General features: G+C 43.6%; 9 protein-coding genes. 2 read left to right on the forward strand and 7 right to left on the reverse strand.

All coding sequences use genetic code 11. From position 1 onward, the window contains the following. Positions 1-11 precede the first annotated feature (11 nt). The gene (locus tag NI470_RS05965; protein WP_253147869.1) at positions 12-248 is read right to left on the reverse strand and encodes a hypothetical protein; all 237 of its coding nucleotides are present in this window, start codon (positions 246-248) and stop codon (positions 12-14) included. A 272-nt stretch (positions 249-520) separates the two neighbouring features. On the opposite strand from NI470_RS05965, the gene NI470_RS05970 reads away from it, so the two are divergent. Together NI470_RS05970 and NI470_RS05975 are read left to right on the forward strand one after the other, a co-directional pair. Continuing rightward, positions 521-1,168: a helix-turn-helix domain-containing protein gene (locus NI470_RS05970; RefSeq protein WP_253147868.1), complete on the forward strand. Its 648-nt coding sequence runs from the start codon at positions 521-523 to the stop codon at positions 1,166-1,168. A 787-nt stretch (positions 1,169-1,955) separates the two neighbouring features. After that, positions 1,956-2,258: a pyocin activator PrtN family protein gene (locus NI470_RS05975; RefSeq protein ID WP_253147867.1), complete on the forward strand. Its 303-nt coding sequence runs from the start codon at positions 1,956-1,958 to the stop codon at positions 2,256-2,258. 61 nt (positions 2,259-2,319) lie between these two features. Here the strand turns inward: NI470_RS05975 and NI470_RS05980 are convergent, their stop codons facing one another. From NI470_RS05980 to NI470_RS06005, 6 genes are all read right to left on the reverse strand, one after another. Further along, entirely contained in the window at positions 2,320-2,655 is a 336-nt protein-coding gene (locus tag NI470_RS05980) for a helix-turn-helix domain-containing protein (RefSeq protein WP_253147866.1), read from the reverse strand. Between the two features lie 205 nt (positions 2,656-2,860). Beyond that, on the reverse strand, positions 2,861-3,634 hold the full coding sequence (locus NI470_RS05985) for an HNH endonuclease (protein WP_253147865.1): 774 nt from the start codon (positions 3,632-3,634) through the stop codon (positions 2,861-2,863). A 230-nt stretch (positions 3,635-3,864) separates the two neighbouring features. Continuing rightward, positions 3,865-7,830 carry an Eco57I restriction-modification methylase domain-containing protein gene (locus tag NI470_RS05990; protein ID WP_253147864.1) on the reverse strand — a complete coding sequence of 1,322 codons (3,966 nt, stop codon included), beginning with the start codon at positions 7,828-7,830 and terminating at the stop codon, positions 3,865-3,867. A 9-nt stretch (positions 7,831-7,839) separates the two neighbouring features. After that, positions 7,840-10,611, reverse strand: coding sequence for a helicase-related protein (locus NI470_RS05995; protein ID WP_253153944.1), 2,772 nt, complete (start codon positions 10,609-10,611; stop codon positions 7,840-7,842). Positions 10,612-10,613: 2 nt separating this feature from the next. Then, a complete protein-coding gene (locus NI470_RS06000; protein WP_253147861.1) occupies positions 10,614-15,920 on the reverse strand; it encodes a DEAD/DEAH box helicase in 5,307 nt (1,768 codons plus the stop codon). Between the two features lie 485 nt (positions 15,921-16,405). Continuing rightward, entirely contained in the window at positions 16,406-16,729 is a 324-nt protein-coding gene (locus tag NI470_RS06005; protein ID WP_253147860.1) for a helix-turn-helix domain-containing protein, read from the reverse strand. Between the last annotated feature and the right edge of the window lie 419 nt (positions 16,730-17,148).

The raw sequence follows: 17,148 nt of genomic DNA on the forward strand, positions 1-17,148 counted from the left end.
TCCTAGAAATATTAAGCACAAACATCAAGCCCAGTTGCTGTAACAACTGGGCTTTCTTCTTTTTTATTGATTAAATCTTCACTGATTTTCAGTTCCCCATTTGATGCCTTCGCAAAAATCACTTGCCATGAGTAAGGCACGCCAGTAGTTTTCCACTTGTAAACAGTATTAACTTGCAGTTGGAGTCTCTCTGCAATCTCTCGTACATGACGAGCACCCATAAAAATTCTTATTTCACTTAAGGTCATTTTGTACGCCTATTTTTGTTTAGTATCGATAAACAATTTCTTGCTTATTGTTTAGCAGACTAACAATGCGTACACGTACTTTGCAAGCTCTCAACCACATTTTTCACACAACTTTTCTCCAATTTTTTTCCACTTTTTACCCATTTTTGTTTAGTGAATTTGTTTAACTGACCTTCTATCAATACTTTTCCCCATGTTTTTAAGTTAAACTTTTAGGACAAAGGATGAATTCAAGTGTTCTTTTTTTAATCACAACAATATGAGATATGAATATGGCTAAGTATGAAAAGATGGGGAAAGCCATAAAAGCCGCGATGATAACCAACGGTTTACAACATAAAGATCTACTATCAATATTTATTGAAAAGAAAGGATCACCCATTACTAGAGGAGCTTTATCTCATTGGATTAGTGGCACGATAAAGCCCTCAGAAGAGCATTTGGATATACTTTGTGACATCCTAAATTTAAACCCACATGAACTCTTCGATACCGAAGAGCAGATAGAGTTAATATATAAAGTGACTACACGTGCGCCGTGGTACAACGATGCTATCCAATTAGTAAAAGATATTGAAAATTGTAAAAAATCATCGATTTACAGAACAATTCCTGTTGATATTCAATCAGAATTTAAGCGAGGACAGTGTAAGGTTTTGAATACTACACTCTCTGTTTTTGGAGGGATGCGTGATGCCACGCTCTATATAGATTCAAGCATTAGAGAACCAGGAGCAGGTTTGTACCTAATCTCAATCGGTGACTTATGTGATGTGCGTGAGTTACGAGTAAATCCTCTTTCATCCACGCCTATTATTTACGACCTGAATGGTGATGGTGGAACAGAAGAGTACATCGTGACGCACGAGCTACCTCTCACTGTACTAGGCAAAGTTAAGTACATGACCACGAAGGTGTAAGCCCTAAAAAATCCCATAATTTTGTTTAAAAGCTCACCTATGGTGGGCTTTAATTATGCTTTTTTTCATAAATTTGAATAAAATTCAAACAAAAAGAATAAATTTTTTACTGGAAATTTTCACTAAACTAACTACTAAACATTCGCCATATTTTCCTTATCTTTTATTGGTTTACTTGTTGTTTAACATTTCACCAAAAAATCTTATATACAGTTTATTTAAACTAAACAAATATACCATTTCTGTTTAGTAGACTATTGACCATTTGAGAAATGGTATATACGATTATTTATGTACAAAAACAAAAACCCGCCATACCCTAAGCTGATAACAAAGATATATGACGGTTTACCATTACAGGAAAAGAAAGTATGAAGTCAAATAAATCACTAATGAAGGCTCTTAGCGTTTTGGTGCTTCTTGTGTTGTAGCGACTGTTGCTTTTGCAAGCAATTTAAAGCCAACCAAGACTGAAACAGCATTTGTATCTGCACCTTATGTAGTGCAGGAAATTGATGCGGTAAACCCTGATGAAGCAACAACTACCGTGCAAGCGAAAGATGGCGTAGTAGTTAAAGTGGAATTCGATTACACCGTTGATGGACTTAAAAGCTCTAGTGTTAGATACCTTGTAAGGTTGAAGCACAAAAGGATGGCGTAAGAGCTCGCATGGATACAACGCATGAAGATGTTATGGACATGGTTAGTGCGTTAGAAGAAAGACTTAATAAGATGTAACCGAAGGGGTGAAAGCCCTTTTAATAAATAAGGTGTTAAGGACTAAAAAATGAATCAAGCTCGCAGCTCTAATAAAGCAAATCAACTGCCTAGCGCAATTGATATTGGTTTAATGTTAGCTATGCAGTATAAGCGTGCAATTATCCCTCTAGCGTTGATACTTGAGGATTACATGCCTCACCTATCAATAAAGACAGCCAATCAACGAGCAAGCAAATGTGACTTACCTTTCCCTTGCTTCAAAATTGACGGCGAGCGTTCTGAATACTTTGTCCACTTAACCGAAATAGCCACCTGGCTTGAAAGCCTTCAAAAGTCATCTAAAAAGGATTGGGAAAACATGCACTGCTAAAAGAATACACATTTTCATATGGATCTCCGAAAAGCCCCACTATTAGGGGCTTTAAATATTTTTACCAGTCTAAAACTTTCGGTTCTTCTTTTACTTTCTTCTCCCCCGAAGCCTTCTGTCGCGCCTTGCCACGCATTTTTAAAAGCTCTCGTGGTGATAGTGGCGGTTCAGGTAAAAAACCATCCAAGTGATCTAAGGCATCTAAGCTATAAAAGATATGGACGAGGTTCTCTAAAGTTACCTTCCCTTTCTCCGCTTCCATGATCACCTTACGTGATAACCCCGAATGGGTGGCTAAATCCGTCTGCTTGAGGTTCTGATTTAGGCGCAGGCGTTTAAGCCTTCTTCCGTACTCCTCTACTATAGCCCACGGCGCAGTTGATTTTGTTAATTTCATCTCTTCTCATTAAGTCCAATTTTAGGTACATAAAAGCGGTTTTTAGTTCTCTAAGTTCCCTTTTTGGGACTTACCATTACCCCTGTAAATAACATGAATGCCTGCCTCATTCTTTATTACGTGCGGTCTAGCTCTCACCCTTTCTTTATCAACCTCAGGTAGCTTCGGTACATATGAAGTCTGAAATAATACAAAGCTCACTAGTTCAACTGGTTTGGGCTATGCTTCTTGAATACATCAGCTTCCTATGTTGCGAAAGATAAACTTCATGCTCTGTTGTAACCCAGCGCAGTTTCATATTTTTGTTTAATCCCAAAAGCTCCAAATCTACATGCGATATTTTACTAGACATCAATAACTTACCATTACAATCAAAAGAAATTAGATAGCGATCAAATAAAGCATCAAGATTCGCACTAAGCAGTAAACCATTATAAACATCAAGACGCTGTGCATCAGATTCACATTTCGCCCAAGCAAGAGTATGACTTGCCCTTAATACATCAGGTAATGCAATTCCTGTTACAGCGCATGCATTCTCCCAATAATCTAACATTGCCTTTCGGTAAATATCCTGGCCAACCCTTTGGTGAACCATACGCACTACTTCAGTATTTTTAATACTGTCTGGAAGCTTATTCAGCTCAGCCTTCAACACTGATTCAAAGTCATCTTCAGCTTGGTTAGGAAGAGAATGAGCTAGAGCCGATGCGCGTTTAAAAATAACCGCCATACTTTGTAAAGAATCAATCAAGATTTCACGATTCTCTACTGGGAAATCGCGCTTCAGCTCATTGAGTAACTGTTGCTTTGCATTACTAAATAACAAACAGTAGTTTTCATTTACGCATGTGATGTCCACTTGCAACTGGTGGCGCGCAGATCCAAGTGTTAACGATTCAGGTGTTTCACACACCGTGTATTCAAAACCAAAATCATGACCAGCTTTTTCAACTAAAGTACGTTTCAGTGCATCCATAATATCACCTTAGGGCAAAGCTAAAACGGGCTTATAGTTATCAGAATTGCCCAAGTTCAAATCTAGATTTGGGTCATCACTTTTCACTGTTTGGCGAATCAGTAAAAGACTTTGAATTAAACTGGACTTTCCCGAGGAGTTGGTACCTAGCAATAACGTTAGCGGCGCCAAGCGTAACGGGCCAGTACTGCGCCAGATTTTAAAGTTTTCGAGCTTTAAATGGGTCAGCATCAGTGCAGCTCTCCCGCTTCCAGTTTATCCCAAGCTTCTAATATCAATCGCTGGGTGCGGTATTCGCCGAATTCAGCATTTTCATTATTCTTGAGCACGCGGAATGTTTCGGACGGATAGCCTTCGCCCATTACATCTGCGGGATCGAGAATGTAGCGTAATTCGTCTCTGGTGAGGCCATAGGCTTTGGCGTACCAAGCATCGAGCTCGGCACGCAGAATGGCGCGGCGTTCATGATCAAAAACAAACGGATCGCCATTAAAGCCAAGGTCTTGCGCCCAAGGGGCGAGGTCGTAAGCAGTGTATGTCAGCTCTAGCACTCGCGGAACAATAAAGCTAACGTCAGCTTCACTGTAACGCTCGGGGGTTAAAAATGGGAACTGCTTTAGATACCAATAATTCAAATGTATGTAACCTATTTTTTGTCTGACAACATAATCAAGCACCAATGCATTGGCATTTGCCATTAAACAGGCGACGCGACCGATATCGTCGCAAGATGAAAAAATCAATGGCATAGTATTTCCAACAGCAGCCAAGGGAATAACAGTTGAGATAAATGTTCGCACTGTAATCGCTGTTGTGATGTCCTTGTAACCCCAAAGCCATTGCCTACTCCAACGATCTTTAAGCCGTAAATAAACCTCTTTTTCATTTACCCAATAAAATGGCTGCACTTGATAATTTGGGTCCTGGTATTTCTCCAATGGTGTTTCTGGAAGTACCCGGTTACCTCGGTCGCCGCCTCTGCTTTCGAAAGAGCCAACTCGATGATTAAACTGCCCAATCATTTTGGCCTCATACAACGGCAACATCCCATCACCACCGGAGTCAGCAAAAAGATGGCTATCGCTGGACATATGTATCATGGCCATGAACGAAATCCCCCAACTGTTGCCGTCGGGCTTGCCTTCCTCGATCAAAACCGGCGCAGCTCGATAGAGCTTTTTGGTTAGTTCAGCATCGCGTTCACTGCGGAATATCGGAAAGGTCAACGTATTGGGGTTAATTAGGCGGAATTCTGACGGCGTTAGGCTGAACCGGCGGCGTTGGTCGGCGAATTGACTGACTTGTGTGGCAAAACATACGAACTCAGCAACGTTAGCCCTTCCCAGAGTGAGGAGACAGAATTTGAAACTACGATGCACTGAAGGGAATACAGCTTCACGGTTTTCGATGTCATATAGGCTGACCAAGCGTCCGCTTTGGGTAATGCTGCCAAAAAACGCCTTGGTACTGTCATCGGTTGCGATGCCAGTCGGCACAATAAAACCTGCACGCCCTGCCACATGCGTGATCTGATTAATAGTTTCAGCAAACAGCGCGTAAGTATTCACATCCCCCACACCAGTTAACGGATAACGTCCGCCTTCATCACCGTTCACATGCATAAAGGCGCTGGCTGCCTCAGCAGTACGTTTGGCTGTCACAAATTCATTAAACAAGCGCACTTCAGCAGCAGATTCATGCTCAGAATGTTGCAGATCTGGTGACAGATGCTTGGCCAACATGCCTTCGCTAAGCCACTGAATGCGCTGAGCGCGTTCGGCCTTGTTTTTAGCTTTGGCGACATCAGCATTGCGGGTAGCGAAGAACTCTTCCTCTTGCAGCTTAATACGCTCCCAAGGTGGATTACCAAGCACACAGTCAAACCCACCTTGAGCAAACACTTGAGGGAATGCTAAAGGCCAATGAAATACCCGTGCTTCACGACAAGCTTTCATCGCAATTTCACGTTGAGCAATATGCTGAGCATTGTGACTCTCGCTCATCAACTCTAAATAGACACTAGCGGTAGTCGGAATATCATTTTCCGTGGCTTCAGTTTTAGGCATTAAGAATGCACCTAACATCATATCGGCTGCATAGCGCAAATGGTTAGTTTTAGCTTTCTCTAAAAAGGTATTATATGCTTTCTCTTGTCTAGCAATTTGCTTAGTAGTTGTTTGTGGCATTGCCTCAATATCCTGCAATTCAGCAAGTTGATTAGCTTGTGCCAAAGGCAATTTAAACTGTGGGCTTTTCCGATCTTTTTCCAATTGTTTTAGGGCTGTGGTATTCGCTTTATTCAGTGCGGTACACACTGTTTTGTCGTCACCAGATAATGGTTTAAATGCTGCTTTTGGTATTCCATATTCCAATGCTTTTAAATCTATCAAGCCAAGTAAGGCATCTCCACATTGTAAATGATGGTCAAGAAAAGATAACGGCTGACCTTCTTCAAAGCCTTCTAACCACAAAGCAGTACGGGCTAGCTCCAAGGCCATAGAATTACGGTCCACACCAAAGATACAGTGGCTGACCACTTCGCGCAGGGCGTGGCGATAATCGGCAGGTTTTACAGCGCCATCTTCACTGCGCAATTGCGCGAGCTCTTGTGCTAAGCGGCGAGCAGCTGCCAGTAGAAAGTGGCCGCTGCCACAAGCAGGATCAATCACGCGAATACTTAATAACGCTTCGGTGGGGTTGGTTTTGTTTTCCGCTAATCGCTGTGCAATAACAGGCTCCAGTGCCGATTTAATCAACTCTTGCACTAAGGAGTCCGGTGTGTAATAACTGCCGCTGGTTTTGCGAGCGTTACCGGCGGTAGAGCCTTCACTGGTAATACCGATGAAACCAAAGGTCTTGGCGGTGAGGTCGATCTCTGGTACTAGTTCCAACAGACTTTCGTATACGCTGCCGAGTTCTTCTGGCCCCATATTGCGGTAGTCAACTGGGGCTGGAGTGCCATTATGATAGGCCCAACGTAAATGACGCATGGCCAAAAGCAGGTGTTTATTACTGAGGCTGGCGGCATCAATAGTTTGACACTGGGTAGGATTAAACAAGCCCCCCAAGGCTGGCAACGCCAAACGTGTTTCGCCTTCGGCAAGTCCCTTGAACAGGATGCGTAGTGCCTGCCAGTGATCGTCGAAACGGTTGAGGTTGCGGCGTTTTAAACAGGCCTCGCGCAGGCGACCAAGGGCATAGCCTTGTGCATAAGCACGACGTGCTAATTGCGCTTGCTTGCTGTCGTCTGCTGGGTGCAATACCCCGCGCTCTTCCACAGTGAACAGGAAAATTAAGCGGTAGATAAGACGCAATAACTGTTGGAAGTAGGCATCTTTGGTGAGCCCACCATTATCCAGTTGCTGGCGCAGATGCTGGTTAGCAGGATGCTGAATAAAGCCTTCACCCAATACCAATAGCGCTCGTTCTACGCCATTGCGCAAACCATCGCGTACTCGTGTGCCCTCAAGTTTACCGGTTTCACGCCAAGCCTCCCAAATGCAGTGCTCGGGCTTATCATTACATGCAGCGCGGCTTGAATGAAGTAAGCGCCAGATATTGGCAAATTCACTGAAGCGCTGCCCTGCAAGCACATCTTGAAGATCCACTTCCAAAAAGCTGGGGCGAGTGAGGCTGGCGGCATCGCGCAGCAAGCGCAGCTGTTTGCCATTAGTAACGATAGCCCATAAGTGAGCATCGCTAGCGTTTAGAATTTCTTGCGCCAGCTGAAACGCTGATTTTTTACGACTGCTACTGCCTTCAATGGCAAAGTTAGGCAGGCTATCGTCCAGTTTGACGTTAAACGGAGCGACCACTACCGGCACATGGCCCGCTACAAAAGTAACGGGGTAGGCACGTTCATTTACCTGAATGGCCACGGTTGTTCGCAAACTACTGTAGCCCAAGGCATCACGCAATAATTCTTCAACAAACGTTTGCGTAACGGTTTGAACATCGACATCTTCCCGCTCTAATGCGGGTGCAAAGTGTTTCCATTGCGCACAAGCAATTTGAAAAGCGCGGCTGTAATCATCTTTCAAGCGCAGACCTTTTGGGGTGTGGTAGTCGGCTTCCGTTTGGAGTTTGGCTTGCCCCAGCGCCGCTTTTTCTAACTGATCTGGTAGAAAGAGCGTGCCTTCGAGAGTAATGCTCGGTAGGTTTAATGCGCTTTTGGTTTGGCGTTTGATTTTTTTCATGGTCTTTCCTTACAGCGCATCTGGCAATAATACGTACACACCAATCACATCCACCGGCAAGCAAGCGTTTACGCTGTATTGGCCCACATCGCGCGCGGCTTCACGCACGCGCTTGTGGTCGTCCAGCAAGGTATTAGCACGTTCTTCGGCTAAGGCTTCGAGCTTTGCTTGGTTTTCTTGCAAGAAGGCAATGGCGTAATTAATTTCGCGGGTCATGGCCTCTTTGGATAGGTTGCCGCTGGGTACGCATTCCAAGAGCTTATCAACCTCAAAGCCTGTGATCCATTCAGGATTCGTGCGACCTTTGACGGCCAACGCAACGGTTTCTTCTGCCATAAGCTGGAAGGGTTCACGCCTGCGCACATATTCCAATTGGTGGCGCAAACGAAGCAGGTAAATGGTGGTGACCATGTCGACACTGTCGGTTTCAGCTGCTGCACAGCGTGCCGCTAAATTACTATCCCCTTGTAGGCTTTCTTCAATCAAATGGTCTGCCAGCACACTAACTAAAGGGTGGCTACGATGCATCTCGTTAAAGTCAAGCACAAGTGGTTGTTCAATACCTTCATCGGCTAGGCGTTGACGTAAATTCTCGGGCGTGTATTGTGGCAAAAAGCGATAGCGATTATTATGGCCGGTTTCAAGTGGTGCATTTAAACGTGCCGCTGCGGTTTTAACAAAGCGCTGCACATCTTCATGGGTGCCTAATGACTCTTGCTGTTTCTGCCACTCGGGCAACACTTCATTCGGTTGAATACGGCGCTGGGCAAATACGGTGCGGTTGGCTTTGGCTTTTGTGAGCGCGTCTTGCCACTTTGTTTGAACTGGCTCGAGTATTTCGTTTGCCTCTGCAAACAAATCATACTGGTGTTGGCTTGCTTGTTGTGTACGTTTCATCAGAGCTGCCTTAACCAGCGCATGATTGATGCGGGTATCGTCTTCCGGCATTGGCACTAGCACCCCAAGCTCTTTCTGGATCGCTTCACCTTTTCTTAAAATGACGTTCAGAACAAAACCATCTACGGGATTGTCCTCACCATAGAGCATAGTGCAGCGCACTTCACTGGCTTGCTGACCAAAACGATCTACCCGTCCTTCGCGCTGTTCATGACGAGTAGGATTCCAGGCTAGGTCATAGTGAACAACAGCGGTAAATAAATGCTGCAGATTAATGCCCTCCGACAAACAATCGGTCGCTACCAGAATACGTTGTGTGCCTTCCGCCATGTCTTCCACTTTTAGCAGGCGTTCTTCTGATGTGAGTTCGCCAGTCACAGATTCAACTGTGGCTTTAGGGAATTGTTTGCGCAGATGCTCAGCCACATAGTGCGCCGTAGCAACGTAGCGGCAAAACACTACAGGATGAAAGCCATCTTTTATTAATCCATTGATATGCTGAATTAACGCCGCTAGCTTAGGATCCCCTTGCTTACCACTGAGGTGCTCTGCTTCTGTAATTAATCCCTGCAACGCTTGATTATTTAGTTGCGCAGGTGGTTCAATATCCGATGCGGATAAATCGTCGGTTTCACCATCATGTAGACGCTCGTCGGTTAATAGCTCATCAGCGGTTTGTAGGCCTTCTATTCGGTTGCTCAGTGCTTTCACCGCAGCCGCCGGTGACGATGCCACACAGCGAAGCAACGCTAAAGTAGTGTACCAGATCAAACGCGTATCACTTTCCCCCTGCCGCTCGACACTTTCTGCTAACTCAACACAGTAGTTTTGAACTGCATCAAAAAAGTTGCCCCAATCACCTGTGAGTTTATAGGTGACTTCAGCTTTCATTCGACGTGGGAAACCGGTGCCATCGTTGGTTTCGGCCTGCCATTCGACAATATCCTTACGGCGTCGCTGCACGAAGTGACGAGCCAATTCTTGACGTAATGGATCGCTGGCTGAGGTTCGATTTTGTAGTGCCAAAAACTTTGGATTAAGTAGAGAGATGAGGTTGTAGAAGGCAGCCTCGTCACCTGAATGAGGAGTCGCCGTCAATAGAATCAAGTGCCGCTCTTCGTTGGCTGTGAGTCGTTGTAGCAGTTCAAAACGCAGTTGTTTGCCCTGCCCAGAAGACGCACAAGTATGGGCTTCGTCGACAATGATGCACTCCGGTGCAATTGAGAGGAAGTGCTCTCGATGACGCTCACTTTTAATGTAATCAAGACTGACTACCACAATTGGAAAGTGATCCATCAAACTCGTACCATGCGGTACTTGGCGTTCAACACGGCTTGCAGTGGCAGAGGTTAAAGCAACGGCGTGCAAGTTGAAGCGGCTTTCCAATTCCGACTGCCATTGTTCCACCAAGTGAGGTGGACACAACACAGCAAACTTAGAAATTTCGCCGCGATCCATAAGTTCACGGACAATCAAACCTGCCTCAATGGTTTTACCTACACCCACATCGTCTGCGATTAATAAACGCACGGTACTTAGGCGTAGCGCCATGAGCAGCGGCACTAACTGGTAAGCACGCGGTTCTACTGCGATATTACCAAAGGAACGGAATGCCCCCCCCCCCGTACGCAGCTTTAACCTTAAGGCATCGCGCAACAATAGGGCTCCAGAATGATTACCGGGTTTTTCAGCATCTGGCCAGGGAAAGGTAGCTGACTTCACTGGTTCTAGTTCTAATTCGGGAATCAGCGCAATCACGTCATCATCTGTTCCACCTAACGGACGTAGGCGAAGCCAATCTGAACTAGATTCGTTTTGCACCACCCATTCGCGGCCGCGTGCATGAACCAAGTTGCCCGGAAGGTAGTTATGTTCTTGTGTCATTGTTAATTTTCCTTACTACCTACTGAATGAAACAGCGTGACATGTTCACTAAATAGACTTCCCCATTCCGCGCTATTTGATGCGTTGACACATGCCCAGCCTTTATCGGTAAGTTGCTGAACAATTTCGTCACTTGGCCATTTGGTAAAGACCAAAGCACGTGCTGATTTATATTGCGCTACAGCAATAGCCGAGCCACCAGAGACTGGCACCATGGTCGCATCTGGTTTATTGATACCTTGCTTTTCAATGGTATTGAGAAATTCCCTTGCAATGTTATCGATCGACGCGTTTGTTGATATGTTTTTAACTGGTACATTAGTTGTAGTTTGCAAGCTTTGTTGAACATTTGCATTCGCTAACGCGACTAATAGCTCCAACGCATCGCGATCACGACGATTGATATTTTCATGATCTGGTTGGTTGAAATAGGATAATAAACATTGGTAGCAGCCCGCTTCACACAAGGCATTGCCTAAATTGTCCTTTATCTCCAGCTTTGATAGTTCATTGACGTTCCAGTTACCTTCTGGTTTTTGAAAGTGCATAATTTCCAGTGCTTTACTAGCAACTAATGCCAAGCTTTCTGGCTCAGAAGCCAAGCGAGTTAAAACGCCAGCGCCACCTTCGGCTGCCTCATAAAATAATAATGACTTTCTATCATCAAGCTTTGGTAACGGCTCAGCGACTAATTCTGACTCTTCAATTTGAAAGGTCATTTCAATGCCACGTTTTAAAGCGGCCTGAACCGTTGCCATTGATTCAGTAGAAAGCAGCTTGACAGGATGAATTATCAATAGGTTTCGATGATCTTCAACGAATGGCACAATGCGCTGGTTTGCGACTTTATCCATTACGCTTTCATCGTTTCCTCCATCATCATCGCTGTTAGGGTCATCTTGTTTGCTCCAAGTGCCTGTAATTGGATTGATGTAAAAACCAAGCTGGTTTTTGTCTTTCCTGCGACGCCATCCACGATTGATTCGCCAAATGCGGGCAGCTGGCGCATAAGTCAATTCTGCAAGTGGGTCTTCGCCTGATTCAACAATCGCCTTATGTTGTTGAATTTTTCCATCGGGCCCCGGTAAGAATCGATAAGTGGTTTGTAATTCAAACCCTTGCCGTTGACGATCCTCATCATTGATTGAAATGCGCTCTACAGGTACTGTTTCAACTGTTTCAATACGATATAACTCTTTTACCCAGCCTTCTTCAGTTAATAATGCATCACAGTTTTCACAACGTTCAACCAGTAGCTCCCCACCCCCAGGCTGACCCAAATGCCCATAGCCACATTGACTACAAACACGAGATGTAATAGTAGCGAGTGAGCTATTACCAGATATATGATCAGTATTGCCTACATTCAGCTTGGCACGAATCACTCGATACATACGACCTTGGTGATAAATCAGGCTTCGAGGACCAAACTCAGATAGTGCAAGGAACCGTGGTCGACTAACCATACTCCCCTCATCATCTTTACCTGTAGTTTTCCCGCCACGTGCTGGTATCCATGCCATAAGAGGCAAACGAGGGAAATTATAACCTGGTAGAAACCCCTGACTTGCTAAATAGCGATAAGTGTAGAAATCTGAATTCTGCGTGTTGCCGGTCTTCAACAAAATCCCATATTGATTCGCAGCATCTCCCCAACGGCGTTTAGCATTTGTTCTTTCTTGGTCTGTAGCAGTATGGTTTTTTGCCACATCTTCAGCCATATCCATTTGCTTACGCGTAGCATCAAATAATGCACGCCATCGATCTAATGCTTTTGAAAAATTCACAGGAGCTTGGTTAATTACTGAATCAATGTAATCTTTAGTAAACCAATGACTTTTACTTAGCTCACTTTCGATTTGCTTAATCACACCCATTGCTGCGATACGAGCTTTAGCAATCACAGTAGGATCTGACAACTTTTGCATTAACGATTCTTGGAGTGGTTTCGCTTCATCATCTAAATTTAATAATGGAGCAATACAGCTTTCTAACTCTACTTCCGCCGCTGCAAGCCATACGGCATGTAAATGGCTTTCGATGAGCTCTCTATTACCCAAGTCCAAAGTTGGTGCTTTCACCACGCCATGCACCATCTCATTCGCATTATGGAAGAACCACTGATCGTGGGGGCTAAGAGATGCACAGTAGGTGATGACCAATGCCTGCTGACCTGATCGTCCAGCACGACCACTTCGCTGAGCATAGTTTGCGGGTGTGGGAGGGACATTACGCAAGTAAACTGTATTTAATGCAGATATGTCGACACCTAATTCCATGGTGGGTGAGCAAAACATCACGGGCAGACGTTCGAGTGGGTTTTCATGACCCGGCTCTTCCAGCCATTCTTTCCGATCCTTTTCCGTATATCGAAAGCGTTGCTCGAGTAATTGACGCCTACCTGCATCAACTTGTGCCGTGTGCTCCTGGGCTTCAAAGTAAAATAAAGGATGGTTCGGTTGTTTAAGCAATTTCGCCAAATTCAGATAGAGCTGACGGAAATATTGGTTAGTTGTACTATCTTCATCCTTTAACTCATCTATTAGCAACCATTCCATAGTGGATGCATTCAAACGATAGCCCGCCAGGCCCTTTTCAACGTTGTGCTTCTGTATGTAGCCATAAAGTGTAGCAAGCTCAAGTAAGGAAAAAACAAGTTCAACCCATTCGCCATCTTTCCAGGCACTCACTTGTCCAGCAAATGAGGTCCCCTTCCAGAAATCGGCATTCTTAATGACTTTGATCACCCGAGAACGCTCAGCAGCAGAAACTAAATCTGTTCTTGGCTTGCCTTTATATTCTGGACGCTTTGTTAAAATCAGAAACTTAGATGTCTCAAGTTTCTCGTCAGGTGCGAATGCCCAACGCTCATTCAGATAGGTGAATCCACTGTTTCTTGCTTTATCTTGTTCAACAGAATCGAGATAACGCGTTTCAAGGCACAGAGAACGGCGCATTTCATCAAAGAGGACTTTGCAAAGATTCTGGCGATTAAAGGCATTCAACCTAGCTAATACCGAGTTTTTACAGCCCTCGAACAACTCATCTTCTGCACAAAATTCCTGCAAACCTCGGTAACCTATTTGTAGAAGTGATAGCTGGTCTAGATTAGGGTTGTTAAACCGCCAGCCTCTACGCAGGTCCCGAACCAAGCGGTAACCAATAATATAGCGCAAAGTTCTTTGGGCCTCTTGCCTCGCAAGACCCATAAGTTTTGGTGTTTTAAGATATTCAGCAAGAGTACCTTCGTCGACTTTATCAAAGCCGAGTGATTTGAATACTTCCTCGGAAAGTTTTTCTTCGTCCAGCACACCATTATTGGCTTTTAGTGCGCCTATTAATCCTGCGCGTAGCGTTAGCAAAAAGATAAAGTCATTGAAATGTCCAGCCTGCAACGCAGCGTCCTGCCGATTATCTGTAAACCCCAAGAGTTTTCTTGGATCTGGTACACCTTCTGGCAAATCCTTAATAGAAAAAAGTTGGCGTAGTGCCGATAGCGTTAATACTGTCGTTGCCGATGACCGTCCCTCACCTGAAAGACTTGCGAGTCGGTTTATATCTTTACCATGCGCTTCATGCACTTGTGCGCAATTTAGACAAAAGCGGAATTTTCCAGAAATATACCAAAATCGTTGACCCCGCCCTTGAATACCTTGGGGATCAATCTGGAACTCTTCGGGTCGAGCTTTTTTATAGGCAGGCTTGAGCTTTGGCTCTGATTTGGTGAAATCAATCCAAGGTTCAGGGAGATCTTCCAATCTGCCTTTGTATGTTTGAGAAGGCTTTTCTGGGCATAGAAAACCAAAATTTAGCTCTTCATTGTCTGCTGTGGTTATTTCACTAATATCTCGTGGGTCAAACCTGATTTGCCCATGAGTTGTTTTCCAAACAGGGTGATATTCTTGGCCACAGTCTCGACAGAAATGTGTGGGGTACAATTGAATGGCTTGTTCCTGTCGACCGGGCGCAAAACGTTGCGCATCTAACGTAACGGTTCTAATACCTTCTGACTCAAGCGTTGCTAATACCTTTCCAGGGCCACTGATGAACTGATGTAGCTTGAAGGCAAAGGGGGCTCGCCCTTGTGGCGTTCTAATGTCGTGCGCTGCAACTAAAAACTTTTGCAGTGCCAAGGCAGCTTGCTCTTGGGAAGCATCTGAGTCAGATGCCAGTTGTTCGGCGGCAGAATTCAGCGTTTTGGGCTTAGCACGTTTAGGTGGCTCATCATCTGGAATTTCGATACCCAGATTAAGCTCAACCCAAATTGCAAGTGGTGAGTCTTTAAACTCATCAAATCCGCCCCAACTAAAACTCTCCTTTTCAATTTCACCTTTAAGGAGTGGTTTTATCGCTGCAACGTCTTTTGATTGCGTTGTTACTCGCTCAAGTGTCTCCCCGATAACATCATGTTCAGAAATTCTAGCACCAAACAATTTACTGGATACATCGGCTACAACCCTATTTCGATCTATTTGCTTTCCGGTACTTGACATTGTCGCTGACGTACCGATGCAGGTCATTGAATTAGCGGCGAGCCGTTCTCGAAGTCGACGAATCAATACAGCTACATCCGCACCCTGCCTACCACGATAGGTATGGAGTTCGTCGAGAATTAGAAATTCTAGCCCCTTACAGTTTTCAACCACTCTGCGATCAACATCTTCATAGCGTGTCAGAATTAGCTCCAACATCATGAAGTTAGTTAACAGAATATCTGGTGGATTATTTGCGATTTCCTCTCTTTGTGCTTTACTTTCTTGGCCGGTATAGCGAGCAACTGTAAAAGGCCTGCTACTTAAAGGGAAATCAACAAGAAACTTTTCAAGCTCCTCCAACTGACTATTAGCCAAAGCATTCATGGGATATATGACAATAGCTCGTGTTCTCAAACTTGGATCCTGATCTTTGCCTTTTAGAATTGCGTCAACTACTGGAATAAAAAATGATAAAGATTTCCCAGATCCAGTACCAGTTGTTACCACATAGCTTTGCTTTTGCTGCCCCTTTGCAAGAGCTTCTATTTGATGTTTATAAAGGAAAAGAGGATCAGATCTTCCCTCAGTTTTACCGGTCCTAAAAATATCTGCACAAACGGGGTGGAGTACACCATCTTTTGCTAAATCCTGAACTGTACCTTTTCTCTGGTAGTTTGGGTTTATCTGAATGAGAGGCTGCGGCCAGTAGCGTCCTTTATTGTATTCCTGCTCAACTAGTTGTTTTATGTCGCTAGCAGCAATAGATACAAAGCTTCTGGAAAACAAACTGTATTCATCTATTAATTCATCTCTAAAGTTGAATACGTTTTCCATTATTTTATTCCTCTTGACATTTCATAGCTGGGTGCCAGGCTTGCGCTTGAAAGACTGTAAAGTGTTTCGGTTTTTTTAGTCACGAATAAATCTCTGCTGTTTTTATCTGATAGCCTACCGAACAATCAACATTCTACTTTCGTAATAAATACCCAGCCGTTTTTGCTTGAGCATTCTTTTCAACCTATTGATTACACAAATGTAATGATAGTAAATTCTACTTCAAGCTTAATTTAAAGACTATGAGATGTTTCTCATTATTAAATATTTTGTCATGAATTTTGAGCAATTTAATCATCCTTTTAACTGGAATATTTTAATTTTTTCATCGGGACATTCTCTCAAGAAAAGTGGACTCAGACAAACCCGGTACAGTTCAATCGGGCCAGTAATGATATGTGCTGCTTCCCATAAATGGAGTTCTAAGTCTTTTAGATCAAGAAGAGTCATGAATTCACTAAATTTAAATGATAAATAAGAAAAAATTACTTCTGTAGAGACAAAACAAATTTCTCGATCATCTCTCTTTCCGAATCGGGTAAACCTTGAATTGACTTTGCAATGGGGTCAGCACCTAAATTTGAATATTGATCAGTACGTCCAAGTAAGTAATCAGCAGACACATTCAGTACGACAGCAAGCTTAAAAAAGTTCTCTAAAGATGGCTTTCGAGCACCAGCTTCGATATGAGAAATGGAAGTTGATGGAATCCCTGTTTTGTCAGCTATATCCTGCTGCGTCATTTTTCTTTGTGTTCTTATTTCTTTGAGCCGTGCACAAAATAGCTCAGAATCCATCTCAATCAACATAAAACACCATAAATCGACAATATAAACTTGACTATTTCGACAAGTTTGTATATATATATTGACAGTATTTTATTGTCTATTCCGACAAAAAGACATCTTTAAAAGAAATTTAAGGAGGAAAATTATATGAATAATATTGTATGTGCATGAACACAAGATCTCGACAATCATGTATTCATGCTTTCCATTCCAAATCTTTGAAATGAAAGATGTAAAATTTCGACGTTTTACCTTTGCATTCTTTCATAACAGACGATTTAAGTAAATTTTTCTTCAAATAAAATATTAATTAGCTTAAGGATTCGGTGGTGTATCAAAAAGTATGCTAAAAAAAAGCAGGTTGAATTTTGATAAAATAGAGAAATGCAAATAACTCTAGAAATCAAATGTCCAACCTGCCTCAGTGACAGTATAAAGAA

The sequence above is a fragment of the Acinetobacter lwoffii genome (assembly GCF_024129115.1).
GTDB lineage: Bacteria > Pseudomonadota > Gammaproteobacteria > Pseudomonadales > Moraxellaceae > Acinetobacter > Acinetobacter lwoffii_T.

Excerpts from the sequence above, each read along its gene's own strand:
- NI470_RS06000 (WP_253147861.1), bottom strand. The coding sequence starts at position 15,920 with ATGGAAAACGTATTCAACTTTAGAGATGAATTAATAGATGAATACAGT.
- NI470_RS05990 (WP_253147864.1), bottom strand. The coding sequence starts at position 7,830 with ATGAAAAAAATCAAACGCCAAACCAAAAGCGCATTAAACCTACCGAGC.
- NI470_RS06005 (WP_253147860.1), bottom strand. The coding sequence starts at position 16,729 with ATGTTGATTGAGATGGATTCTGAGCTATTTTGTGCACGGCTCAAAGAA.
- NI470_RS05980 (WP_253147866.1), bottom strand. The coding sequence starts at position 2,655 with ATGAAATTAACAAAATCAACTGCGCCGTGGGCTATAGTAGAGGAGTAC.
- NI470_RS05965 (WP_253147869.1), bottom strand. The coding sequence starts at position 248 with ATGACCTTAAGTGAAATAAGAATTTTTATGGGTGCTCGTCATGTACGA.
- NI470_RS05975 (WP_253147867.1), top strand. The coding sequence starts at position 1,956 with ATGAATCAAGCTCGCAGCTCTAATAAAGCAAATCAACTGCCTAGCGCA.
- NI470_RS05970 (WP_253147868.1), top strand. The coding sequence starts at position 521 with ATGGCTAAGTATGAAAAGATGGGGAAAGCCATAAAAGCCGCGATGATA.
- NI470_RS05985 (WP_253147865.1), bottom strand. The coding sequence starts at position 3,634 with ATGGATGCACTGAAACGTACTTTAGTTGAAAAAGCTGGTCATGATTTT.
- NI470_RS05995 (WP_253153944.1), bottom strand. The coding sequence starts at position 10,611 with ATGACACAAGAACATAACTACCTTCCGGGCAACTTGGTTCATGCACGC.